We start from the raw sequence: 23,579 nt of genomic DNA, 5'->3' as shown, positions 1-23,579 counted from the left end.
GTCGCGGTCGGTGGGGGACCGCCCGGTGCCAGGTTGGTGGTGGGTCGGCGACGTGGCACTCTTGCACTCGAGCTGGAGTGGAGCCTGCGGAATGACTCTTGATGAAACAGAACCTATGAAGGGAAGCGCCGTGTACGAGGGCGATATCGAATCGATTCTCATCTCGGAGGAGCAGATCAAGGCTCGAACCGCCGAGCTCGCGGAGGAGATCGCCAAGCGTTATCCCGAGGATGCTCCCGAGGGTGACCTGTTGCTCGTCGGTGTTCTCAAGGGCGCGATCATGTTCATGACGGATTTCGCGCGGGCGTTGCCGATTCCGACCCAGCTCGAGTTCATGGCGGTGAGCTCCTACGGGTCGTCGACTTCGTCCTCGGGTGTGGTGCGCATTCTCAAGGATCTCGATCGCGACATCAACGGGCGCAACGTTCTGATCGTCGAGGACATCATCGACTCCGGTCTGACGCTGTCCTGGCTCAGGCGCAATCTCGCCACTCGCAATCCGGCGTCGCTGTCGGTGGTGACTTTGCTGCGCAAGCCGGACGCGATCAAGGTCGACGTCGAGGTCGCCAACGTGGGCTTCGACATCCCGAACGAGTTCGTCGTCGGTTACGGTCTCGATTACAACGAGCGCTACCGTGACCTGCCGTATATCGGTACGCTCGAGCCTCGCGTGTACGGCGGGTAGATTCAGGGCTTCGTTTGTTCCGTGAGCTCCTTCGTTCTCGGGTGTGACGCGTCGAACCTGTTGTTTCGTTGAGTCGGGCCACGGTGTGGGGAACCGTTGGCCCTGGGGGGACGTTGAACGATGCAGAAAGCGTGAGTTGGCGCAGCAACGCTGTGGGGCCGATGCACTTCAGGTACGGGGTGGCCGTTCGCGGTAGCCTGGAGCATCCGGTGTGCGGCCGGAATCCGCGCATCGGAGTTGACTGGAAAGGACGAGGCCGTCTCGGCTGAAGCTGTATGAATCGGAAGACAGTTATACGGAACCTGGCCATCGTTTTCGGCATTCTGATGGTGATCTTCGCCTTCAGCTACTTCGGAAACGACACGCGCGACTGGAAGGCCGTCGACACGTCTGTGGCGATCGCGCAGCTCGATTCGCAGAACGTCGAGAAGGCGCAGATCGACGACCGTGAGCAGCAGGTTCGCCTGACTCTGAAGGAAGGCAACGACGCCACGGAGGGCGAGACTCAGATTCTCGCGAAATACCCGGATTCGGCGTCGGAAACCATTTTCGACAAGGTCAGCACGGACGGGCTGGACAGCTACAACACCGTCGTCTCCCAGGACAGCTGGTTGTCCTCGCTGTTGCTGTTCGTGCTGCCGATGGTTCTTCTGCTCGGCGTGTTCATCTTCATCATGATGAAGATGCAGGGTGGTGGACGCGGCGGTGTGATGGGCTTCGGTAAGTCGAAGGCCAAGCAGCTCACCAAGGACATGCCGAAGACTACTTTCCAGGATGTCGCGGGCGCCGACGAAGCTGTCGAAGAACTGTACGAGATCAAGGATTTCCTGCAGAATCCAGCGCGCTACCAGGCGCTCGGCGCCAAGATTCCGCGCGGCGTTCTGCTCTACGGTCCTCCGGGAACCGGCAAGACTCTGCTCGCGCGTGCGGTCGCGGGCGAGTCGGGCGTGCCCTTCTTCACCATCTCGGGTTCCGATTTCGTCGAGATGTTCGTCGGTGTCGGCGCCTCTCGCGTGCGTGACCTCTTCGAGCAGGCCAAGCAGAACAGCCCGTGCATCATCTTCGTCGACGAGATCGACGCAGTCGGTCGTCAGCGCGGCGCAGGTATGGGCGGTGGTCATGACGAGCGTGAGCAGACGCTGAACCAGCTTCTCGTCGAGATGGACGGTTTCGGTGAGCGCACCGGTGTCATTCTCATTGCTGCGACCAACCGTCCCGACATCCTCGACCCCGCTCTTCTGCGTCCCGGTCGTTTCGATCGTCAGATCCCGGTCGGCGCCCCCGACCTCGCTGGCCGGCGCGCGATTCTGGCCGTTCACTCGGCGGGCAAGCCTGTTGCGCACGACGCCGATCTCGAAGGTCTCGCCAAGCGCACCGTCGGGATGTCCGGCGCCGATCTCGCCAATGTCATCAACGAGGCTGCGTTGCTGACCGCCAGGGAGAACGGCACCGTGATCACCGAGGCCGCGCTCGAGGAGTCGGTCGACCGTGTCGTCGGCGGGCCGCGACGCAAGAGCCGCATCATCAGCGAACACGAAAAGAAGATCACTGCCTACCACGAGGGCGGCCACACGCTGGCTGCGTGGGCGATGCCTGATATCGAGCCCGTCTACAAGGTGACCATCCTTGCGCGTGGACGCACCGGCGGACACGCCATGACCGTCCCCGAGGACGACAAGGGATTGATGACGCGCTCGGAGATGATCGCGCGTCTCGTCATGGCGATGGGCGGACGAGCCGCCGAGGAGTTGGTGTTCCACGAGCCGACCACCGGAGCGTCCTCGGATATCGATCAGGCGACGAAGATTGCTCGCGCGATGGTCACCGAGTACGGCATGAGCAGCAAGCTCGGAGCTGTCCGTTACGGCCAGGAGCAGGGTGACCCGTTCCTCGGGCGTTCGATGGGCGTGCAGTCGGACTTCTCGCACGAGGTCGCTCGTGAGATCGACGAAGAGGTCCGCAAGCTCATCGAGGCCGCTCATACCGAGGCCTGGGCCATTCTCAACGAGTATCGAGACGTGCTGGACCGGTTGGCATCCGAACTGCTCGAGCGGGAGACACTCACCCGCAAGGATCTCGAGAAGATCTTCACCGATGTCGCCAAGCGTCCTCGCATTACCGCGTTCAACGACTTCGGTGAGCGAGTGCCGTCGGACAAGCCGCCGGTCAAGACGCCGGGCGAGCTGGCGATCGAGCGTGGCGAGCCATGGCCGCCGAAGCCGATTGCTCCGAAGGTGGCTCCGCCGCAACAGTTTCCGCAGCCCAGCTATGCCGGTCCACCGCAGCTGTCCAAGGGTGCCCCGGACAGCTATGCAGGATCTTCTCGACCGACCGGGTACACCAACGGTGCCCCCGATGGCGGCGCCAATGCCAACGGTGGCCCGAACAACGGTGGCCCCCGAAGCAACGGTGGCCCCTACGAGAACGGTCCCTACGGTGCAGCCCCGGGCAACGGAGCACACAGCGGTGGTGCACACAGCGGTGGAGCACAGCACGGCAGCGGCCCGAACGGTAGCGGCCTGAACGACGGCGCAAATTACCGCAACCCGGATCCTCGTCCACAGGGATCACGTCCGGACTACGGCGCCCCCGCAGGCTGGTCGGCGCCGGGATGGCCGCCACGAGAAACACAGGGACCGACGGGCCGTTCCGGTGGATCCGACGCCGGAAACAGGTACAGTAACCCGCCCACGTACCAGGTTCCACCCGGGTACGGGACTCCGGCGCCCCAGAACCCGGCGCCCCAGTACCAACCGCCCCAGTATCGGCCACCGCAGTACCAGCCACCGCAGTACCAGCCACCCCAGAACCAGTATCAGCCGCCCGAGTCCACGGATCCGAGCGGCGGCGGGGAGCAGCAGGGAACTACTCCCCGTTACTCGGACCCGGCAGGTCCACAATGGGATCCGCTCGGCGGGCTACCGAACGACCACCCCGATGCGTCGGAACAAGGTCGTTCCTCGGACGAGGGTCCGCGTACCCAGCGGTGGGAAGGCCCGAGCGACCGAAACTAGGTCGAGATGCCCATTTGTCGGGGCAGATGGGCATCTACAGGTGGTGTCGCGGTCGACGATAGGTCGAGAAGTCATTCCTGGGGCCAGCGGTGCCCCCAGACCGGAGGTTGAACGAACGTGTCAGTCAGGGAGATCGACGAAGAAGGCGTCCCCGCGCAGGCCGACCCGAACGAGTTGGTCGCCGTTGCGACTGGCCGTTCCTTCGATCAGGCGCGAGCCGAAGCGGCCGTACGTGAACTGCTCATCGCGGTGGGCGAGGATCCCGACCGGGAGGGCCTCGCGGACACCCCGGCCCGAGTGGCGCGCGCGTACCGCGAAATGTTCGGTGGGTTGTATGTCAACCCCGATTCGGTCTTGAACACCACGTTCGACGAGGGACATCAAGAACTCGTCCTGGTCCGCGATATCCCGATGTTCTCGACGTGCGAACACCACCTGGTCTCGTTTCACGGTGTCGCGCACGTCGGATACATCCCGGGCAAGAGCGGGAAGGTGACGGGGCTGTCCAAGCTGGCGCGGGTGGTGGACCTCTACTCCAAGCGCCCGCAGGTGCAGGAACGTCTGACGAGCCAGGTCGCCGACGCTGTGATGCGCAAACTCGACCCACGCGGTGCGATCGTCGTCATCGAAGCGGAGCATCTATGCATGGCGATGCGCGGGATCCGCAAGCCCGGAGCGAGCACCACGACGTCGGCGGTTCGTGGCCTGCTCCAATCGAGTGCGGCGTCTCGATCCGAGGCGTTGGATCTGATTCTTCGCAAATGACGAGCCCCGACGCATGACTCTGCCCGGAGCCCCGGTGGTCATGGGCGTGCTCAACGTCACGGCCGATTCGTTTTCCGACGGCGGGCGGTACCTGAACGTCGAGGCAGCGGTCGGGCACGGCGTCGAGCTGCACGGCGTGGGAGTCGACATCGTCGATGTCGGAGGTGAATCCACGCGTCCAGGAGCCGACCGCATCGACCCCGCTGTCGAGTCCGGGCGGGTAGTTCCTGTCATCTCCGCGTTGAGCGCTGCAGGTGTGCCAACCAGCGTCGACACGATGCGAGCGTCGGTTGCAGCAGCAGCCATCGAGGCGGGCGTGTCCATAGTCAACGACGTATCCGGTGGACGAGCCGATCCGGACATGGCTCGGGTGGTCGCCGAAGCCGGCGTGCCATGGATTCTGATGCACTGGCGTTCCGCTGCGGAGTACACCCACACCGGTGCGGTAGCGCACTACGACGACGTCGTCGAGGACGTTCGACGCGAACTCCTGGAGCAGGTGGATCGGGCCGTCGCGGCCGGAGTCGACCCATCCGACATCGTGCTCGATCCCGGCCTCGGCTTCGCCAAGAGCGCCCAGCACAACTGGACACTGCTGCGTGCTCTCCCGGTATTCGTCGAACTGGGGATGCCGATATTGATCGGAGCCTCGCGCAAGCGCTTCCTCGGATCGCTACTTGCGGACGGTGAAACAGTGCGGCCCCCCGACGGACGTGAGACAGCGACCGCCGTCGTCTCTGCCCTGGCCATCGCAGGCGGCGCGTGGGGCGTGCGCGTGCACGATGCACGATCGACACTCGACGCCGTCGCAGTGGCGTCGGCTTGGGCGAGAGGCGGACTGTGAGCGATCGGATCGAGCTACGCGGACTGAAGGTTCGCGGACACCACGGGGTGTTCGACTTCGAAAAACGCGACGGCCAGGACTTCGTCGTCGACATCACGGTTTGGATGGACCTGCGGCACGCCGCGGCCACCGATGACCTGAGCGAGACCATGCATTACGGGGAGCTGGCCGAGGCCGCTGCTGCGGTCGTGTCCGGTCCGGCGCGCGATCTCATCGAGACCGTCGCAGCAGAGATCGCCGACGGTGTCATGCAGGACGATCGTGTCGATGCCGTCGAAGTAGTGCTGCACAAGCCGGCCGCACCCATCCCACTGACTTTCACCGATGTCGCCGTCGTCGCGCACCGCACCCGGGCAGTGTCATGACAAGGCGCAGCGCGTGACGGGGGTGGTGCTGTCGATCGGCAGCAACGTCGGGGACTCGCTCGGCCATCTTCGTTCGGTGGCAGCAGCCCTCGGACCGAGAATGGTGGCTGCGTCGGCGGTGTACTCGTCGGCGCCCTGGGGCGGCGTAGAGCAGCAGGACTTCCTCAATGCGGTGATCATCGCGGAGGAACGGCACACAGACCCGAGGCAATGGCTCGCCTTCGCGAGAGAATGCGAGAGCGCCGCCGACCGGGTTCGTGTCCAGCGTTGGGGGCCGCGGAGTCTCGACGTTGACCTCGTGGTCTGCCGAGATTCCGACGGCGGCGATATCGTCGGTGACGATCCCGAGCTGCTGCTTCCGCATCCGCGTGCCCATCGAAGGGCCTTCGTGCTGATGCCCTGGTTGGCGGTCGAACCCGACGCGGAGCTCACCGTGGCCGGCGCTCGGCGACCGGTTGGGGAGTGGCTCGCCGGCCTGGGTGAGGAAGAAAGGTCCGGTGTGAGCGCCACCGAGATGCGGCTGGAGGCGGACCGATGACAGAAATGCGTTCCACCAGGGCGTGGGACCTGATCGGCCTGGGGACCTTCGCTGCAGTGGCGACGTGGTTGCTGGTGCGATCGTTCTACGGGTCGTTGCCCCCGATCGGACCGCTCGCAGGAGCCTCGCTCTACCTGGTTGCAATCTTGGAAATCGGTCTCGCTTTCTACATACGCTCCCGCATCGGTGACCGAAGAATCGGCGACGGTCCCACCCAGCTTCACCCCATCACAGTGGCGCGTGCACTCGCCCTGGCGAAAGCATCTGCCCTGGTGGGGGCTGCCGTGGCAGGTGTCTGGATCGGATTTCTGCTGCATGTGCTCCCCATGGCCGCTACCGTGCGCGCTGCGTCCTCGGACCGGGTGGGTGCCATCGTCGGGCTAGTGGCGGGACTCGCCCTCGTCGGTGCTGCGCTGTGGCTCGAACACTGCTGCCGAACACCGAAGGACAACCCGGAGGGAAGTTGACCCACCGGCGCCGATGTGGTGTCGGGCGTAAAGTCGTGTCGGAAGTACTGCGCGAGCCCGTGGTGACCGAATTGTTGCGATCACACGGGCATCGTTGCTGTCGAGCTTGACCGGCCGAAGGCCCTCGGACGGTTACCCTGGGTTTCATGACCGAACCGACTCGCACGAAGGCAGGCCGCCGCGCGCGGCGCAGTGCGAGCCAGCTGTTCATCGCCGCGCTGGTGGTGTTCGGCGTTGTGGCGAGTGTGCTCCTGCTCTTCAGTGAAAATGTTCAGTGGCTTCGCGTCGGCCTCGTATCGGCGCTGTGGGCGGCGATCGTCGGCGCATTCGCCATGACCAAGTACCGCCGCGAGGCAGCCGCAGACCAGGCGAAAGCCAAGGACCTGCAGACCGTCTACGAGCTGCAACTCGCCCGCGAGATATCGGCGCGGCGGGAGTACGAGCTGGGCGTCGAATCTCGGATCCGAAGCGAGGTTCAACTCGAGACCAGCGAAATCGCGGCGCTGCGTACCGAACTTGCGCATCTTCGGAACAACCTGCAGATGCTCTTCGACGGCAACCTACCCGCCGAGCGGGTGGCTCTGCGCGCGGAAGCGATGCGGTTGCAGGAACTCGGTGGCGGCCGAAACTACGACAGTTATCAACCTGCTCCGTCGGGGCTCTACGTACCCGGACGGGGTGGACGCGGGTCGGGTGCCGAAGAACCTGTGCCGGGTCTGGCAACCCCCTACGACGAGCCGGTGACAGCAGAGACCTCGGTGCTGTACCCGGACACACCGATCGGCGACGAACCGCCCGCGGAGTACTCCTCGGCTCGCCAGCCCTACAACACGTCGTACAGCTCGCAACCGTACAACTCTCAGCACTCCGAGCCGGTGGCTCACGAGACTGCCCCGGAAGATGCCGCACCGGAAGAGGATGAGGTCGGTGTCCGGGTCGGCAGCCGCCGAATCCCGACGCCACCGCGGGTGTCCGGTCCGGTCGGGGGAACCTGGGTCGGCGAGGTCGACGACGCGTACACAACCCCCGCCGACGATGCAGCCCCGTACGATGCAGCCCCGTCCGAGCCGTCCCCATTCGAGGCGGCGCAGGTCTTCGTTCCTGAGCCGCCGTACGAGCCCGAGCCGGCACATGAGCCTGAGGCGGCCGCGTTCGAGGAGCAGATTGCACCGGACGATGCTCACGGGATCGAAGAGACATCGCCGAACCAGTGGGATCTGCCCGAGCCGAGAGTGCGACGTCGGCGACGCGCCGAATCGGAGGCGACGGACTCCTCTGGAGCGCACTCCAACGGACGATCCGTGGCCGAGATCCTTGCGGACATGCAGTCGACGAGCAGCGAACCAAGCGAGCGCTGGCACCGTCGCCGTGCCGATTGACCAGTAGCGCAACCCCGGTTCGACGCTGAGTGAAATAGATCACTGCACTACAGCGTGGTCCGTGGTGCATCCGTGCGGTTATCCTCTTCTTCAGGACGTCTGGTACCCGCCGAGCGGGACTGGAACGAACGAGAGGAACTTTTTCAGTGGCCTCACATGGGTTCACTGCTGATCCCGCCCCGGCACGCTTGACGGTAGGAATCGTCTCTGCTGGTCGTGTGGGAACAGCCCTCGGCGAGGCTTTCGAGCGCGTCGGGCACCTGGTCGTCGGTTGCGCGGCGGTATCCGAGGCATCCTTGCGACGGGTACGAACGCGGTTGCCGGAATCGGAGATCCTTCCGGTGGACGAGGTGGCCAAACGAGCCGAGCTGCTGATACTGAGCGTTCCCGACACCGAGCTCGCGTCGATCGCAGCCGGTTTGGCCGCCACCGGCGCTATTGCACCCGGAAAAATCATCGTGCACACCTCGGGTGCCAATGGGATCGGTGTGCTGGCACCGCTGACGGCATGCGGTGCGATTCCGCTGGCCATCCACCCGGCGATGACGTTCACCGGCGTTCCCGAGGACACCGACCGACTGGCCTCGGCGTGCTTCGGCGTCACGGCGGCCGACGAGATCGGCTACGCCGTCGCGCAAGCTCTCGTGCTCGAGCTCGGTGGCGAGCCGGTGCACGTGGCCGAGGAGAATCGAGCGCTCTATCACGCAGCGTTGGCGCACGGATCCAATCACCTGGTGACGTTGATCGCCGACGCCCTGGACGCCTTGAAGATCGCTCTGGACGGTCCCGGATTTCCCGGTATCGACACCGAACCGGAGGCCGCTCGGCGTGTTCTCGCACCCTTGGTTACCGCGGCGCTCGACAATGCGCTGCGGCGCGGGCAATCTGCATTGACCGGCCCTGTTGCACGAGGCGACGTCGCTGCCGTCGAAAACCATCTCGAGGTGCTCGGGAAGGTCGATGTGCGGATCGCCGCCGGGTACCGCGCGCTGGCGCTTCGGTCGGCGCAACGGGTGGGGTCCTCGGCAGAGTTGGTCGCATATCTGGAAGGCAAGAAATGACGCTTGCGGGCAGCTTCACGGCAGGGCATCTGACGGTGCATCACGACCCTTCGGTGGTTACATCGGTGTCCAAAGCTCTTCGGGCCGTTGGCAAAACGGTCGCGCTGGTGCCGACCATGGGGGCCCTGCATGCCGGTCACATCCATCTGGTGCAGCAGGCCAAGCGATCCGGGGCAGTGGTGATCGTCTCGATCTTCGTCAATCCGTTGCAGTTCGGTGTCGGCGAGGATCTCGATGCGTACCCTCGCACGCTCGAAGCAGACGTGGAGTTGCTGCGGGGCGAGGGTGTCGAACTCGTGTTCGCGCCGTCCGCCACCGACATGTACCCCTCCGGACCCCGGACCACCGTCCATCCCGGGCCGCTCGGCGCCGAACTCGAAGGTGCCTCGCGTCCCACGCATTTCGCCGGCATGCTCACCGTTGTCGCGAAGCTGCTACAGATCGCTGCGCCACACGCTGCCTACTTCGGCGAGAAGGACTACCAGCAGTTGACGCTGATCCGGCAGATGGTGCGCGATCTGAATTTCGACGTCAAGATCTTCGGTGTGCCCACTGTTCGCGAACAGGACGGTTTGGCTCTGTCCTCGCGCAACCGCTACCTGGACCCGCATCAGCGCGATGCGGCCACGGCGTTGTCGGCGGCGCTGGTGGCGGGCGCACATGCCGCGGCCGGGGGAGCCGAGCAGATCCTGTCGACCGCGCGCGGTGTGCTCGAGGCGGTTCCGGAAGTGGAGGTCGATTACCTCGAGCTTCGCGGCGTCGATTTGGGGCCGCCTCCCGAACGCGGCGACGGAAGACTGCTCGTCGCGGCCAGGGTCGGCACGACGCGCTTGATCGACAACGTCGGAGTCGCCGTCGGAACAGGATTCCTCGAATATCCCGACGATCACCAGAACTGAAGGGAAACACTATGTTTCGCACCATGATGAAGTCGAAGATCCATCGCGCGACGGTCACGCACGCCGACCTGCACTACGTGGGATCGGTGACCGTCGACGAGGACCTGATGGACGCGGCAGATCTGCTCGAGGGTGAGCAGGTCACCATCGTCGACATCGACAACGGGGCGCGGCTGGAAACCTACGTGATCACGGGCGAGCGAGGCAGCGGAGTCATCGGAATCAACGGCGCCGCAGCGCACCTGGTCAATCCTGGCGATCTCGTCATTCTGATCGCCTATGGCGTGATGAACGAGCAGGAATGCAAGGATTATGCACCGAGCGTTGTGTTCGTCGACGAGAAGAACTCGCCCGTCGAGCTCGGCACCGATCCCGCGCACGCCCCGGAGGGTTCCGGTCTGATCACTCCGCGCTCGCTCCGGGCTGATTCGGTGCTGGTGTAGCAATGCTGCTTGCAGTCGACGTACGCAACACGTCCATGACGCTCGGCCTGTTCAGTGGCAGCGGCGATCACGCGAAGTTGCTGCGCGACTGGAGGATGAGGACGGATCCACGCGTCACGGCGGACGAGCTGGCGCTGATGCTCCGGGGACTCCTGGGCGGTGACGTCGACCAGATCACGGGGGTGTCCGCGCTGTCGACAGTGCCCTCGGTGCTGCGTGAGATGCGAACGATGCTCGGACGGTACTGGGAGCATGTACCACATGTGGTCGTCGAACCCGGTGTGCGGACAGGTGTTCCGCTGCTGGTGGACAATCCCAAAGAGGTCGGTGCCGACCGTATCGTCAATACTCTCGCCGCCCATGACCTCTACGGAAGTGCCTGCATCGTCGTCGATTTCGGCACCACCACCTGCGTGGACGTGGTTTCCGCCAGGGGCGAGTTCCTCGGGGGTGCGATCGCGCCGGGACTCGAGGTCTCGGCTGCTGCGATGTCCTCTCGCTCTGCTGCGCTGCGCGAGGTCGAGTTGGTACGCCCACGCTCGGTGCTGGGCAAGAACACCGTGGAAGCCATGCAGGCCGGTGCGGTGTTCGGGTTCGCGGGTCTGGTAGACGGCCTGGTCGGGCGCCTGCGACGCGAGTTGCCCGAGGCCGACAGCAAGGACGTGGCGGTCATCGGTACCGGTGAGAGTGCGCAGCTGATCATGGCCGAGAGCACCTCCATCGATCACCACGAGCCGGAGCTGACCCTCGAGGGTCTGCGGTTGGTGTACGAGCGCAATCTGGCGAAACGGCGTGCTCGCTAGCGCAGATTCCGGCGGTCGGCGATCCCGGCACTGGTCAAAAACGGAATGCTGTGCCAAAATCTCTACTCGTGACCACCTGCACGGGAACCCAGGAGTGTTGTCGAGGCTGACCTCTGCCTCGTTCAATTGCCTACCCTGGAGCGATTTCCGTGCTTTCCACACCTGTCTCAGGTGGACTGCTGTTCACCGATTCCGATCCTTTCGATTCATCCTCCGCTCTCGAGCAGACGCGCACCCGAACCCCACGAACGACGGTGTTCGAACTCCGCGACGCCGTGGCACGAGGGGCCATCGTCGTCGACATCCGGCCGCAGGCGCAGCGCGCCCTCCAAGGGACGTTGCCGGGCGCGCTCGCCATCGAGCGCAACGTCCTCGAGGCCCGGTTGAATCCGACGAGCGACGCCCGACTCACCGTCGCGACCGACCGCGATGTCGAGTGGATCGTCATCTGCTCCGAGGGCTACACCTCCAGTCTCGCTGTGGCGTCGCTGCAGGAGCTGGGTTTGCACAGGGCGACCGATCTGGTCGGCGGCTACCGGGCGTTGCAGTCCGCGGGCTTGCTGGGGGTGTTGACCGGGGCCAGGCACTCCGTTCGGGAGGCAGAAGCGATCAGCGCGCACTGATTCTTGCCAAGCACTGATTCTTGTTTGTCGGGCACGGCAGATAAAGTGTGCGCCTGTGACTGATCCAGCTGCCCCCACCGCCGACGACACTCCGGAACAGCTACGGATTCGTCGTGCCAAGCGGGACCGGCTGCTCGAGCAGGGCCGTGAGGCCTATCCGGTTTCGGTCGCGCGCACGCATTCGCTCCGTGAGATCCGCGAACTCTTTCCCGAACTCGACGCCGACACCACCACCGGCCAGGTGGTCGGCGTCGTGGGGCGCGTCATCTTCGTCCGAAACACCGGCAAGCTCTGCTTCGCGACGCTGCAGGAGGGCGACGGTACCCAGTTGCAGGCCATGATCAGCCTGGCAGGTGTGGGTGAGGACGCGCTGGCGGCGTGGAAGTCCGATGTCGACCTCGGCGACTTCGCGTTCGTGCACGGCGAGGTCATCAGCAGCCGCCGCGGCGAGCTGAGCGTCATGGCCGACTCGTGGGAGATGGCGTCGAAAGCGCTCCGACCGCTGCCCGTCGCACACAAGGAATTGAACGAGGAGACGCGGATCCGCCAGCGCTACCTCGACCTGATCACCCGCCCGGAGGCTCGCGAGGTGGCGCGCAAACGCATCGCTGTGGTGCGCGAGCTGCGCAACTCCCTCGAGCGGCGCGGGTTTCTGGAGGTCGAGACTCCGATGCTTCAGACGTTGCACGGCGGTGCGGCGGCCCGCCCGTTCGTCACCCACTCCAATTCCATGGATACCGACCTGTATTTGCGGATCGCGCCCGAGCTGTTTCTCAAGCGCTGTGTCGTCGGCGGCATCGAGAAGGTCTTCGAGATCAACCGCAACTTCCGCAACGAGGGAGCGGACTCGTCGCACTCGCCCGAGTTCGCGATGCTCGAGACGTACGAGGCCTACGGGACGTACGACGATTCGGCGAAAATGACACGTGAACTCGTCCAGGAGGTCGCTCAGGCCGCGCTGGGCACCCAGGTGGTGGTTCTGCCCGACGGCACCACCTATGACCTGGGTGGCGAATGGACCACCCTCGAGATGTACCCGTCGTTGTCCGAGGCCATCGGCGTCACCGTCAGCCCGGACACGAGCGTCGACGAGTTGCTCGCCCTGGCGGACAAGGCGGGATTGGACGTTCCTCGCAAGGACGGGAAGCCGGTGTACGGGCACGGCAAGCTCGTGGAGGAGCTGTGGGAGCACCACGTCGGAGACGGCCTGTCCGCGCCGACGTTCGTCCGCGACTTTCCTGTCGAGACCTCCCCGCTCACCCGTCAGCACCGAAGCAAGCCTGGTATCACCGAGAAGTGGGACTTGTACGTTCGCGGATTCGAGCTGGCCACGGGCTACTCCGAACTGGTCGACCCAGTCATCCAGCGGGAGCGTTTCGAGGACCAGGCGCGGCAGGCCGCCGCCGGCGACGACGAGGCAATGGTGCTCGACGAGGACTTCCTCGCCGCCATGGAGCAGGGCATGCCGCCGACCACCGGCACCGGTATGGGAATCGATCGACTGCTCATGGCGCTGACCGGGTTGGGCATTCGCGAGACGATCCTGTTCCCGATCGTCAAGCCTCAGGTCTGATTGCGACGTTCCCGACCAGGGAGTGTGTTCGCCAGCAGCGGACAGAAAACGGGAAACGATTCGGCGCATTCCCGCGTTATGAACGGTAAGCACCGGTTGTAGGGGCCCGTGTCGGAGCCAACCGGTGACGCTACGGGGACCGAGGGTCGGCACGTGAACGAACGGCCAACTACAGTAAGGCTGTAGGCGCAGACGCAGCAGCGTAGGCGTGAGACTTACCTTCAGGTGCCGAGCGACCCCGCGTCACTGGATACTGTGGCGCTAGAAGACCTGGTGGGGTAGTGCTATCACCCACCAAGAAGTGAGGGAGAGCGATGTTCGAGAGGTTCACCGATCGCGCGCGGCGTGTTGTCGTCCTGGCTCAAGAAGAAGCCCGGATGCTCAACCACAACTACATCGGCACGGAGCACATTCTGCTCGGCCTCATCCATGAGGGTGAGGGCGTTGCGGCCAAGTCGCTCGAGTCGTTGGGCATCTCCCTTGAAGGAGTCCGCAGCCAGGTCGAAGAGATCATCGGTCAGGGTCAGCAGGCCCCGTCCGGTCACATCCCGTTCACCCCGCGCGCCAAGAAAGTACTCGAGCTCAGCCTCCGCGAGGCGCTGCAGCTCGGCCACAACTACATCGGCACCGAGCACATTCTGCTGGGTCTGATCCGCGAGGGCGAAGGCGTCGCGGCTCAGGTACTGGTCAAGCTCGGCGCCGACCTCAACCGCGTGCGGCAGCAGGTCATCCAGCTGCTCTCCGGTTACCAGGGCAAGGAGCCGTCCGAGTCCGGCGGCGGCGGGCGCGGCGAAGCAGGCACCCCGTCGACCTCGCTCGTGCTGGACCAGTTCGGACGCAACCTGACCCAGGCAGCTCTCGAAGGCAAGCTCGATCCGGTCATCGGCCGCTCGAAAGAAATCGAGCGTGTCATGCAGGTCCTGAGCCGCCGTACCAAGAACAACCCTGTTCTCATCGGTGAGCCCGGCGTCGGTAAGACCGCAGTCGTCGAGGGCCTCGCGCAGGCCATCGTCAACGGCGAGGTTCCCGAGACGCTCAAGGACAAGCAGCTCTACACGCTCGACCTCGGGTCGTTGGTTGCCGGTAGCCGTTACCGCGGTGACTTCGAGGAGCGCCTGAAGAAGGTTCTCAAGGAAATCAACACCCGCGGCGACATCATTCTGTTCATCGACGAGCTGCACACCCTCGTTGGTGCCGGCGCGGCCGAGGGCGCCATCGACGCGGCCTCGATCCTCAAGCCGAAACTGGCCCGCGGTGAGCTTCAGACCATCGGTGCCACCACCCTCGACGAGTACCGCAAGTACATCGAGAAGGACGCGGCACTCGAGCGTCGTTTCCAACCCGTCCAGGTCGGCGAGCCGACCGTCGAGCACACCATCGAGATCCTCAAGGGTCTGCGCGATCGCTACGAGGCTCACCACCGCGTCTCGATCACCGACGGTGCACTCGTCGCGGCCGCGACGCTGGCCGACCGCTACATCAACGATCGGTTCCTGCCTGACAAGGCCATCGACCTCATCGACGAGGCGGGCGCGCGGATGCGCATCCGCCGGATGACCGCGCCGCCAGACCTGCGCGAGTTCGACGACAAGATCGCCGATGCACGCCGGGAGAAGGAATCGGCCATCGACGCTCAGGACTTCGAGAAGGCCGCGAACCTGCGCGACAAGGAAAAGCAGCTGGTTCATCAGCGCGCCGAGCGCGAGAAGCAGTGGCGTTCCGGTGACCTCGACGTCATCGCCGAGGTCGACGACGAGCAGATCGCGGAGGTCCTCGGCAACTGGACCGGCATCCCCGTCTTCAAGCTCACCGAGGAGGAGACCACGCGTCTGCTCCGCATGGAAGACGAGCTGCACAAGCGCATCATCGGACAGGTGGAGGCCGTCAAGGCAGTCTCCAAGGCCATCCGTCGTACGCGTGCGGGTTTGAAGGATCCCAAGCGTCCGTCCGGCTCGTTCATCTTCGCCGGTCCGTCCGGTGTCGGTAAGACCGAGCTGTCCAAGGCGCTGGCGAACTTCCTGTTCGGCGAGGACGACGCGCTCATCCAGATCGACATGGGCGAGTTCCACGACCGCTTCACGGCCTCTCGTCTGTTCGGTGCACCTCCCGGATACGTCGGCTACGAAGAGGGTGGCCAGCTCACCGAGAAGGTTCGCCGCAAGCCGTTCTCCGTCGTGCTGTTCGACGAGATCGAGAAGGCGCACCAGGAGATCTACAACACCCTCCTGCAGGTGCTCGAGGACGGCCGTCTCACCGACGGTCAGGGACGCACGGTCGACTTCAAGAACACCGTGCTGATCTTCACCTCGAACCTCGGTACCGCGGACATCTCGAAGGCAGTCGGCCTCGGCTTCTCATCGGGTGAGGGCACCGGCTCGAACTACGAGCGCATGAAGTTGAAGGTCAACGACGAGCTGAAGAAACACTTCCGCCCCGAGTTCCTCAACCGTATCGATGACATCGTCGTGTTCCACCAGCTCACCAAAGACGAGATCATCCAGATGGTCGACCTCATGCTCAACCGCGTCGAGGGTGCGCTCAAGAACAAGGACATGGCCCTCGAGGTCACCGAGAAGGCGAAGTCCTTGCTCGCCAAGCGCGGGTTCGACCCCGTCTTGGGTGCGCGGCCACTGCGTCGCACCATCCAGCGCGAGATCGAGGATCAGCTGTCGGAGAAGATCCTCTTCGGCGAGATCGAGGCCGGCCAGATCATCCTGGTCGACGTCGAGAACTGGGACGGCGAAGGCGCAGGCGAGGACGCGAAGTTCACGTTCCGCGGCGAGAAGAAGGCCATCTCGGTTCCCGACGCTTTGCCGGTCGACCTGGCCAAGACCTCGGGCGACGACGGCGAGTAACTGTTCACACGAAGCGGGCCGCACCTATCACGGGTGCGGCCCGTTTTGCTGTTCCGCGGCCCCACCCTTTCGGCATGAATGGACCATCGCAACGGTCAGACGGTTGCAATGGTCCATTCATGCGGGCGGGGCGAGGGCGATCCAGGGCGGATTTCGCACGCCGAAGGTGAGGCGAACTTGCGGACTCTGCGCTTGACTGGCGCCTGTGACTACCGTCGACAAGGGCTCGGTGCCCGCCCGCGCAGGGTTGGTGTTGTTCGTTCTCATTCTCGTCGCCGCCGTGGCGAACTTGAACCTGGCGGTGGCGAATGTCGCTCTCCCCGAAATCGGACGTGACTTCGACGCCAGCCAGACCCAGCTCAATCTGATCGCGGTCGCCTACTCCCTTGGCCTGGCTGCCTCGGTGTTGTATCTCGGCGCACTCGGCGACCGGTACGGCCGCAAGATGCTGCTGGTGCTCGGTATGGCGCTGTCCATGCCCGCGTGTGTCATCGCCGGATTCGCGCCGAACTTCGAGGTGCTGTTCGGGGCGCGGTTGCTCGGCGGCCTGTCCGCGGGCCTGGCTTACCCGACGACGCTCGCCCTCATCACCGCACTGTGGTCCGGGCCGGCTCGCACCAAGGCCATTGCGCTCTGGTCGGCGCTGGGCGGTGCCCTGTCGGCCCTGGGCCCGCTGCTGTCCGGGGCTCTTCTCGAAGTCTTTCCCTGGGGTTCGGTGTTCCTCGTATCGTTGCCGCTGGCGTTGGCGGCGCTCGTGCTCGCTGCGATGTTGGTGCCCGCCCATGTCAACGAGTCCACCGATCCGGTGGACAACCTGGGTGGCATGGTGTCGGTGCTGTTCATCGCAGCTCTGGTTCTGAGCATCAACTTCGCTCCGGTCGACGGAATGGGCACGATGGCCATCGGACTCGGACTCATCGCTCTCGCCGCCGGGACCGTGTTCGTCATCAGGCAGTCGCGCGCCAAGTACCCGCTCTACGATCTACGCGTCGCGAAGCGGCGGACGTTCTGGGTGGCTGCCCTGGCCGGAATCATCGTGTTCGGTTCGCTGATGGGCGTCATCTTCGTCGGACAGCAGTTCTTACAGAACGTCCTGGGGTACTCGACGCTTGCCGCCGGCGCGTCCACTCTGCCCGCTGCGATCGCAATGGTCATCGTCGCGCCGCAGTCGGCCAAGCTCGTCGAATCGCATGGTTCTCGGTTCACGCTCCTGCTGGGGTACCTCTTCATCGTCCTCGGCCTCGTGCTGGCGTGGGCGACCTGGAAAGAGGACGTGTCGTTCCTGCTGGTAGCCCTCAGCTACGTGCTGCTCGGCGTAGGCGTCGGATTCGCGGGCACACCCGCGTCTCGTTCGCTGACGGGAGCGGTTCCGGTAGATCGAGCCGGAATGGCTTCGGGCACTGCCGATCTGCAGCGAGATCTCGGCGGGGCCATCATGCAGTCCGCACTCGGGGCTCTGCTCACGGCGGGTTACGCCGCATCGTTGACGAATCAGATCGCGAGTGCGCCCAACTCCGACCAGATCAGTGAACAGACTCAGGCGGTACTGACCAAGTCTTTTTCTTCCGCCGCCGACCTGGCCGAAAGATACCCGCAGTACAGCGACCAGATCATCGAAGCAGCGCGACAAGCTTTCCTCGATGGAGACCAGAAGTCGTACGCGGCGGCCATCGTCGTCGTATTGGCTGGTGCGGTGCTGGTGTTCTTCGCATTCCCTCGACACGACGAGGAGAAGCAACTGCTGGCCCAATATGCGTCGATCGATGCCGGGCGATCGAAAACCTCGGACCAGGAAGCCGGCTAGCCGGGGCGCAGCGGCGCAGTGAACCCCGACTTCGATCAGCGGTAGTCCTCTGGTTCGACCTTCGAGATGGGATACCTGGGTAACAGTTCGATCGCGAAGTCTGCAATCCTTGATCACATGGCCGATCCGACTGGTTTTCGGTGACGAATACCAGTCGGATCGTGGGTTCTGCTCGGGGAGACAAACGCATCGATGGTTGGGGGACCAGGAAGGACTGACTCGAAGTATGAGGTGGTCTAGGTTCCTCGTGTTGGGTGCGGCTGGCGTCGCGGTATACCTGGCACTCCCCAACGGTTTCGCGCGAGTGACCCTCTACGCCATCCTGACGGTGGCGTGCCTGCTCGTTATCGCGTTCGCGAGCAACCACCGTCACGGTGAGAACCGGCTCTCGTGGGGACTGCTCACCGCGGGACTGGTGGGATGGGCGCTCGGCGACTTCATCTGCGCGGTACACGTTCTCGGGGAACGTCCCATCCCGCTCGTCTCTGTCGCCGACACTGCCTATCTCCTCGGTGAATGCGCCCTCGTCGCCGCGATGTTGGCGATACGGCACGGTGGTGAACGCGCCTTCCATATCGAGGATGTGCTCGAGGGGTTGATCATTGCCAGCGGATTGGGGCTGGCGGCGTGGATATTCGTAGTCGGATCCCGAAGCGAGCGGCCGCTGGGATTCGACGCGTTCGTCGAATACTGGCCGGTGGTGTTCTATACCGGCGTCGACGGATTCCTGCTCGCGCTCATGGCGATACTGCTGCTGTCCAAGCGCGCCAGAACCGTCCCCTTCGTGCTGACTGCTCTTGCGTTTCTGTCGTTCGTGGTGACGGGGTGGATCTCGCACCTCGTCGCCGATGACCCTTCGTTCCGCGACGCCGAGCCTCCGAACTCCGGATGGTTGGTCGGGTATGTGCTCCTGGCAGCGGCCGCGCTGTATCCGGCTCGGAAATTGTGGGCAACGGACGAGGACTTCATCGGTCCGCGGCGGTCCATCGATCGCAAGAGGCTGACACTGTTGAGCGCCGCGATGCTGATCTCCGCGGTGGTGATGGGTATTCAGCTGGTCAGAGGCATACCGGTGAGCGAGTGGGGCTGGGTGATTCTGGGGACGTCGGTGGCGGCAGTCGCACTCGCCGGTGCCCGGATGGCGTACTTCCTGTCCGTGCTGCGTCGGCAGGCCGATGCACTGTCCGTCGCCGCCGTCTCCGACCCCGTGACCGGGCTCGCGAACCGCACGCGCATCGGCACTCTGCTCGACGGCTCCCTGGCCGCAGCCGGAGCCGCTGACCGCGGTGTCGTGGTGTTCGTCGTGGACATCGATCGGTTCTCGCAGATCAACGAGACATTCGGGTACTCGGTGGGAGATCAGGTTCTGCGCGAGATCGGACAGCGCCTGGTTTCGGCCTCGTTGCCTGGTTCGGTGGTGGGACGGCTCGGTGGCGACCAGTTCGTCGTGGTCACCGATACCTCCCACATGCTGGTCCGCTCGGCCGAGCGCGCCGAGCAGCTTCGCCTCGCCGTCAGCCGGACGATGTTCGTTCGCGATATCAACGTTGCCCTCGACGCCACCGTCGGGGTGGCGGAATCGTCCGAGCTCAGCGCTATCGGTGCGGAGGAACTGCTACAACATGCGCACGTGGCCCTCGCCTCGGCCAAGTACGGGCTCGCACGCACATCGGTGTACGTGCCGTCGATGGACAAGGACCGGCACGAGCAGATGCGCCTGCTCGGCGAACTCGACACCGCACTGCGGCAACGCCAGTTGAGGGTGTACTTCCAGCCCTGCGTGAACATCGAGTCGGGCACCGTGCGCGGAGTCGAAGCGCTACTGCGCTGGCAACATCCGCGTGACGGACTGCTTGCGCCGAACTCGTTTCTCCCCGATGCCGAACGGACCGGACTGCTCCCGGCTATCACCGCCTACGTCCTCGAGGACGCCCTGCGCTGCTGCGCCGAGATGCGGCACACTCGGCCACAGATGCGCGTCTCGATCAACCTGTCGGTCCGAAACCTGCTCGATTCGACGCTCGTCGAACAGGTTTCCCAGGCACTGGCCAGGCATGACGTCCCCGCCGATGCCGTCGAGGTCGAGGTCACCGAGACCACCGCAATGACAGATCCCCGACGCTCGGTCGACGCTCTGCTCGCGCTGCGGGATCTTGGTGTCTCCGTCGCTATCGACGATTACGGAACGGGCTACAGCACGCTGGCCTATCTGCGTGAGCTGCCGGTTCAGACCCTGAAGATCGACAAGTCCTTCGTGACCGAGATGAACAACGAGTCGATCAATGCCTCGATCGTGGGATCGACCATCGGTCTTGCGCGCAGTCTCGGAATGAGAGTCGTCGCCGAGGGGGTCGAGGACGCAGGGACGCTCGACAAGCTCCGCGACCTGGGGTGCGACGACGCGCAGGGGTTCTACTTCGGCCCTGCGGTCGCCACCGACGAACTCGACGCGCTCGTCGCACACATCGAAGCGATGGTGCACTCGCAGGCAACTCCTGCCGACACGCTCGGCTAGGGGCCGCGGTCAGCTCTTCGCGGCCACGTCCAACACGACCTCGAACTCGAGCAGCGACGCGCCTGAAGCGACAGGCTTCGCGCCCTCACCGGAACCCTCGCCTGGCTTGGCGGCGTGTGCGGCTTTGGCGGGCCCGGCGGCCCACTCCTGGAAGGCCTCCTCGGTCTCCCACTGCGTGACGACGAAGTAGCGTTTTTCGCCCTTCACCGGTCGCAGCAGTTGGAACCCCAGGAATCCGGGGGAGCCTTCGACCGCTCCGGCCCGTGCCGCGAATCTTTTCTCGAGCTCCGGTCCGGCACCTTCGGGAACGTCGATTGCATTGATCTTGACGACAGCCATGACGGCCAGGGTACCGAAGTGACTACGATCGCAGGGATGCTGTACGACGAGGGTGGATCCGGCGATCCGATCCTGCTGTTGCACGGATTGATGGGCAGCGCGCAGACGTGGCGGCGTCAGGTTCCGTGGCTACGCCGGTTCGGTCGCGTGCACACCTATGACGCACCGGGGCACCGGCGGCCGCCACCGTCCTCGCTCGATACCGAAGCGTTCGTCGAGGATCTGATTCGCCATGCCGAGGAACTCGGGCGCGTTACCGTCATCGGTCACTCGATGGGTTCACTGCACGGGTGGTGTCTGGCAGCGGCTCGGCCCGATCTGGTGTCGGCCCTGGTGGTGGAGGACATTGCGCCCGACTTCCGTGGCCGCACCGCCGACGCCTGGGCGGCGCTGATTCGGCGTTGGCCCCAACCGTTCACCACCGAGGACGAGGTGCGTGAGTACTTCGGCGACGTCGCAGGGCAGTACTTCCTCGACTCGTTCGAGCGCCGGGACGACGGCTGGTACCTGCACGGCGAGGTGTCGACGTTCGAGGCCATCTCGTCGGAGTGGGGCACGCGGCACTTCTGGTCGGAGTGGGACGCCGTCGAAGCCCCGACATTGTTGATCGAGGGTGCGTCGGGAATCACTCCGCCGGGGCAGATGGCCGAGATGCATGCGCGCAAGCCCAGTTCGAGCTACGTTCTCGTGCCGGATTCGGCGCACCTGGTGCACGACGAGCAGCCGCAGCGCTATCGCGAGGTGGTCTCGGGCTTTCTGGCCGGACTACGATGACGCAAATGTCGCAGGCACGGATCACGCAGGCACGAATAAACGGTACTGATATCAACTACCACCGCGAAGGCACCGGGCCGCTCGTCGTTCTGGTGATGGGGACCGGCAGCCCGGGACGGGTCTGGCATGCGCACCAGGTGCCTGCACTCGTTCGAGCGGGCTTCGGTGTGGTCACATTCGACAATCGTGGCATTGCGCCGTCGTCGGAAAGCTTCGACTCGATGGTGCTGGACGATCTCGTCGCGGACACCGCAGCGCTCATCGAGCACCTGGGTGAAACACGGGTTCGCGTCGTCGGCACCTCGATGGGGGCGCGCGTCACGCAGGAACTCGCGCTCGCCCGCCCGGACCTCGTGTCACACGCGGTGATGATGGCCACCTACGGTCGTTCCTCGGCGATGCAGAAGGCGATGGCGCAGGGCGAGCGCGATCTGTACGACGCCGGTATCACGCTGCCGTCCTCGTACCGGGCTGCGGTTACCGCGATGAACAATTTCTCACCCGCAACGCTGCGCGACGAGCAGGCGATCGGCGATTGGCTGGCAGTTCTGGAATTCTCGGGCGGCGGTCGTTCGGCGGGCAGGCGCGCGCAGATCGGGCTCGAGATGCGAGCTGGGTCGGAGCGATTGGCCGCGTATCGCGCGATCACGGCCACGTCGTTGGTCGTCGGTTTCGCTGACGATCGCCTCATTCCCGTTCACCTGAGCCGCGAGGTTGCCCACGCCATCCCGGGTGCTCGGTACGAGGAAATCCCGGACACCGGTCACTTCGGCTACCTCGAACGGCCCGACGTGGTGAACAAGCTGCTGGTCGAGTTTCTGCGCTGATTCAGCCGCAGACGGGCGGACCGGCTGAATCGGCCGCGTCGCCCTCCCCGGCAAGAGCGAACAGTCCCGACGCCGTCTGCTCGATCAGCCCGTCGACGAGCAGCGAATCCAAGGCGCGGTTGCGTTGACCTGGATCGCTGGGCCAGACGATGTCCAGCTGCGCCCGATCGACCGGGCCGTGGCTTTCCCGTAGCACCGACATCAGCTTCCCCCGCACCTGACGGTCGGTCCCGGCGAACTTCTGAACCTTCTTCGCCGGTCCGGTGTGGGCGGGGCGACCGGCCGTGATCCAGGAGCACTCCGGCAGCGGACACAGCAGGCACGCGGGGTTCCTCGCGGTGCAGATCAGCGCACCGAGTTCCATCAGGGCGGCCGAATAGCGGGCTGCTTCTGCGCGCCGCGGGGGAAGCAGGCACTCCACGTCGGCGAGATCGCGTTTCGTCGATGGATTGCCGGGCTCGGCGTCCCCGTTCACCGCTCGTGCGACGACCCGTCTGACATTGGTGTCGACGACGGGTACCCGCTGCCCGTAGGCGAAGCAGGCGACAGCGCGCGCGGTGTACGCCCCGATCCCGGGAAGTCCGAGCAACGTATCGACCTCACCCGGAACGACGTCACCGTGTTCGGCGGCGAGCACGCCCGCGCACTCGTGCAGCCGAAGCGCCCGACGGGGGTAGCCGAGCTTGCCCCACGCCCTGAGCACCTCGGCCTGAGACGACGCGGCCATCGCCGACGGAACGGGCCAGCGCTCGACCCACTGCTCCCAGATCGGCTCGACGCGCGATACCGGTGTCTGCTGCAGCATGATCTCGCTCATCAGGATCTGCCACGCCGTCACTCCCGGTCGTCGCCACGGGAGGTCGCGGGCATCGCTGTCGAACCATCCCAGAAGCGCGGCCCTGTCGATCGGCATCGGTGAATGCACCCTCTCGTTCTCGTTTGTCGGTGTCTCGGGCCCACTGATGACGCGGCAACTGTGGCGATTGGATCGTAGGTGGCCGGGCCG

At 64.9% G+C, this 23,579-nt stretch carries 21 protein-coding genes; 19 read left to right on the top strand and 2 right to left on the bottom strand.

Annotated elements, in window-relative coordinates:
* The first annotated feature begins 130 nt into the window (after positions 1-130).
* The 17 genes from hpt to J1M86_RS12300 all read left to right on the top strand — a co-directional run bounded on the left by hpt (position 131) and on the right by J1M86_RS12300 (position 20,633).
* Positions 131-685, top strand: coding sequence for a hypoxanthine phosphoribosyltransferase (gene hpt / locus J1M86_RS12380; protein WP_075839483.1), 555 nt, complete (start codon positions 131-133; stop codon positions 683-685).
* Between the two features lie 275 nt (positions 686-960).
* Entirely contained in the window at positions 961-3,699 is a 2,739-nt protein-coding gene (ftsH, locus tag J1M86_RS12375) for an ATP-dependent zinc metalloprotease FtsH (protein ID WP_206510105.1), read from the top strand.
* A gap of 132 nt (positions 3,700-3,831) precedes the next feature.
* Positions 3,832-4,464 carry a GTP cyclohydrolase I FolE gene (gene folE / locus J1M86_RS12370; RefSeq protein ID WP_075839484.1) on the top strand — a complete coding sequence of 211 codons (633 nt, stop codon included), beginning with the start codon at positions 3,832-3,834 and terminating at the stop codon, positions 4,462-4,464.
* Between the two features lie 13 nt (positions 4,465-4,477).
* A complete protein-coding gene (folP, locus tag J1M86_RS12365; RefSeq protein ID WP_206510104.1) occupies positions 4,478-5,308 on the top strand; it encodes a dihydropteroate synthase in 831 nt (276 codons plus the stop codon).
* Positions 5,305-5,673 carry a dihydroneopterin aldolase gene (gene folB, locus J1M86_RS12360; RefSeq protein WP_075839438.1) on the top strand — a complete coding sequence of 123 codons (369 nt, stop codon included), beginning with the start codon at positions 5,305-5,307 and terminating at the stop codon, positions 5,671-5,673. The genes folP and folB overlap by 4 nt, the downstream gene beginning before the upstream one ends.
* A gap of 13 nt (positions 5,674-5,686) precedes the next feature.
* Positions 5,687-6,211: a 2-amino-4-hydroxy-6-hydroxymethyldihydropteridine diphosphokinase gene (folK, locus tag J1M86_RS12355; RefSeq protein ID WP_206510103.1), complete on the top strand. Its 525-nt coding sequence runs from the start codon at positions 5,687-5,689 to the stop codon at positions 6,209-6,211.
* 5 nt (positions 6,212-6,216) lie between these two features.
* Entirely contained in the window at positions 6,217-6,678 is a 462-nt protein-coding gene (locus tag J1M86_RS12350; RefSeq protein WP_206510112.1) for a DUF3180 domain-containing protein, read from the top strand.
* A gap of 146 nt (positions 6,679-6,824) precedes the next feature.
* On the top strand, positions 6,825-8,057 hold the full coding sequence (locus tag J1M86_RS12345; protein ID WP_206510102.1) for a DUF6779 domain-containing protein: 1,233 nt from the start codon (positions 6,825-6,827) through the stop codon (positions 8,055-8,057).
* 146 nt (positions 8,058-8,203) lie between these two features.
* Positions 8,204-9,118 carry a Rossmann-like and DUF2520 domain-containing protein gene (locus tag J1M86_RS12340; protein ID WP_206510101.1) on the top strand — a complete coding sequence of 305 codons (915 nt, stop codon included), beginning with the start codon at positions 8,204-8,206 and terminating at the stop codon, positions 9,116-9,118.
* Positions 9,115-10,017, top strand: coding sequence for a pantoate--beta-alanine ligase (panC, locus tag J1M86_RS12335; protein ID WP_206510100.1), 903 nt, complete (start codon positions 9,115-9,117; stop codon positions 10,015-10,017). Before J1M86_RS12340 ends, panC begins: the two co-directional genes overlap by 4 nt.
* An 11-nt stretch (positions 10,018-10,028) precedes the next feature.
* Complete coding sequence (gene panD / locus J1M86_RS12330; RefSeq protein ID WP_075839442.1) at positions 10,029-10,460, top strand: aspartate 1-decarboxylase; 432 nt, start codon at positions 10,029-10,031, stop codon at positions 10,458-10,460.
* A gap of 2 nt (positions 10,461-10,462) precedes the next feature.
* Positions 10,463-11,263 (top strand): type III pantothenate kinase, encoded by an 801-nt coding sequence (locus tag J1M86_RS12325; protein ID WP_206510099.1) that lies wholly within the window; start codon positions 10,463-10,465, stop codon positions 11,261-11,263.
* A 254-nt stretch (positions 11,264-11,517) separates the two neighbouring features.
* Positions 11,518-11,886 (top strand): rhodanese-like domain-containing protein, encoded by a 369-nt coding sequence (locus J1M86_RS12320; protein ID WP_187346761.1) that lies wholly within the window; start codon positions 11,518-11,520, stop codon positions 11,884-11,886.
* Between the two features lie 55 nt (positions 11,887-11,941).
* Complete coding sequence (gene lysS / locus J1M86_RS12315) at positions 11,942-13,459, top strand: lysine--tRNA ligase (RefSeq protein WP_075839444.1); 1,518 nt, start codon at positions 11,942-11,944, stop codon at positions 13,457-13,459.
* Between the two features lie 314 nt (positions 13,460-13,773).
* Positions 13,774-16,314, top strand: coding sequence for an ATP-dependent Clp protease ATP-binding subunit (locus J1M86_RS12310; RefSeq protein WP_206510098.1), 2,541 nt, complete (start codon positions 13,774-13,776; stop codon positions 16,312-16,314).
* 205 nt (positions 16,315-16,519) lie between these two features.
* A complete protein-coding gene (locus tag J1M86_RS12305; protein WP_206510097.1) occupies positions 16,520-18,118 on the top strand; it encodes an MFS transporter in 1,599 nt (532 codons plus the stop codon).
* A gap of 226 nt (positions 18,119-18,344) precedes the next feature.
* Complete coding sequence (locus J1M86_RS12300) at positions 18,345-20,633, top strand: bifunctional diguanylate cyclase/phosphodiesterase (RefSeq protein ID WP_241260006.1); 2,289 nt, start codon at positions 18,345-18,347, stop codon at positions 20,631-20,633.
* A gap of 9 nt (positions 20,634-20,642) precedes the next feature.
* Here the strand turns inward: J1M86_RS12300 and J1M86_RS12295 are convergent, their stop codons facing one another.
* The gene (locus tag J1M86_RS12295) at positions 20,643-20,972 is read right to left on the bottom strand and encodes an antibiotic biosynthesis monooxygenase (RefSeq protein WP_075839446.1); all 330 of its coding nucleotides are present in this window, start codon (positions 20,970-20,972) and stop codon (positions 20,643-20,645) included.
* 36 nt (positions 20,973-21,008) lie between these two features.
* Here J1M86_RS12295 and J1M86_RS12290 point away from each other — a divergent pair, with 36 nt between their 5' ends.
* Positions 21,009-21,746, top strand: coding sequence for an alpha/beta fold hydrolase (locus tag J1M86_RS12290; protein WP_206510110.1), 738 nt, complete (start codon positions 21,009-21,011; stop codon positions 21,744-21,746).
* A 20-nt stretch (positions 21,747-21,766) separates the two neighbouring features.
* Positions 21,767-22,573, top strand: a complete 807-nt coding sequence (locus J1M86_RS12285; RefSeq protein WP_075839487.1) for an alpha/beta fold hydrolase — start codon at positions 21,767-21,769, stop codon at positions 22,571-22,573.
* Between the two features lies 1 nt (position 22,574).
* Here the strand turns inward: J1M86_RS12285 and J1M86_RS12280 are convergent, their stop codons facing one another.
* A complete protein-coding gene (locus tag J1M86_RS12280; protein WP_206510096.1) occupies positions 22,575-23,486 on the bottom strand; it encodes an A/G-specific adenine glycosylase in 912 nt (303 codons plus the stop codon).
* Between the last annotated feature and the right edge of the window lie 93 nt (positions 23,487-23,579).

Source organism: Rhodococcus sp. KRD197, assembly GCF_017168235.1.
In the GTDB taxonomy this organism is placed as follows: domain Bacteria; phylum Actinomycetota; class Actinomycetes; order Mycobacteriales; family Mycobacteriaceae; genus Rhodococcoides.
The sequence above is the reverse complement of the archived record's forward strand: the minus strand, read 5'-3'. Positions and strand labels throughout refer to the sequence as shown.

Coding starts and splice junctions, on each gene's coding strand:
- J1M86_RS12290 (WP_206510110.1), top strand. CDS start 21,009: ATGCTGTACGACGAGGGTGGATCCGGCGATCCGATCCTGCTGTTGCAC.
- J1M86_RS12350 (WP_206510112.1), top strand. CDS start 6,217: ATGCGTTCCACCAGGGCGTGGGACCTGATCGGCCTGGGGACCTTCGCT.
- J1M86_RS12345 (WP_206510102.1), top strand. CDS start 6,825: ATGACCGAACCGACTCGCACGAAGGCAGGCCGCCGCGCGCGGCGCAGT.
- J1M86_RS12310 (WP_206510098.1), top strand. CDS start 13,774: ATGTTCGAGAGGTTCACCGATCGCGCGCGGCGTGTTGTCGTCCTGGCT.
- panD (WP_075839442.1), top strand. CDS start 10,029: ATGTTTCGCACCATGATGAAGTCGAAGATCCATCGCGCGACGGTCACG.
- J1M86_RS12300 (WP_241260006.1), top strand. CDS start 18,345: ATGAGGTGGTCTAGGTTCCTCGTGTTGGGTGCGGCTGGCGTCGCGGTA.
- J1M86_RS12325 (WP_206510099.1), top strand. CDS start 10,463: ATGCTGCTTGCAGTCGACGTACGCAACACGTCCATGACGCTCGGCCTG.
- panC (WP_206510100.1), top strand. CDS start 9,115: ATGACGCTTGCGGGCAGCTTCACGGCAGGGCATCTGACGGTGCATCAC.
- J1M86_RS12280 (WP_206510096.1), bottom strand. CDS start 23,486: ATGCCGATCGACAGGGCCGCGCTTCTGGGATGGTTCGACAGCGATGCC.
- J1M86_RS12295 (WP_075839446.1), bottom strand. CDS start 20,972: ATGGCTGTCGTCAAGATCAATGCAATCGACGTTCCCGAAGGTGCCGGA.
- ftsH (WP_206510105.1), top strand. CDS start 961: ATGAATCGGAAGACAGTTATACGGAACCTGGCCATCGTTTTCGGCATT.
- folP (WP_206510104.1), top strand. CDS start 4,478: ATGACTCTGCCCGGAGCCCCGGTGGTCATGGGCGTGCTCAACGTCACG.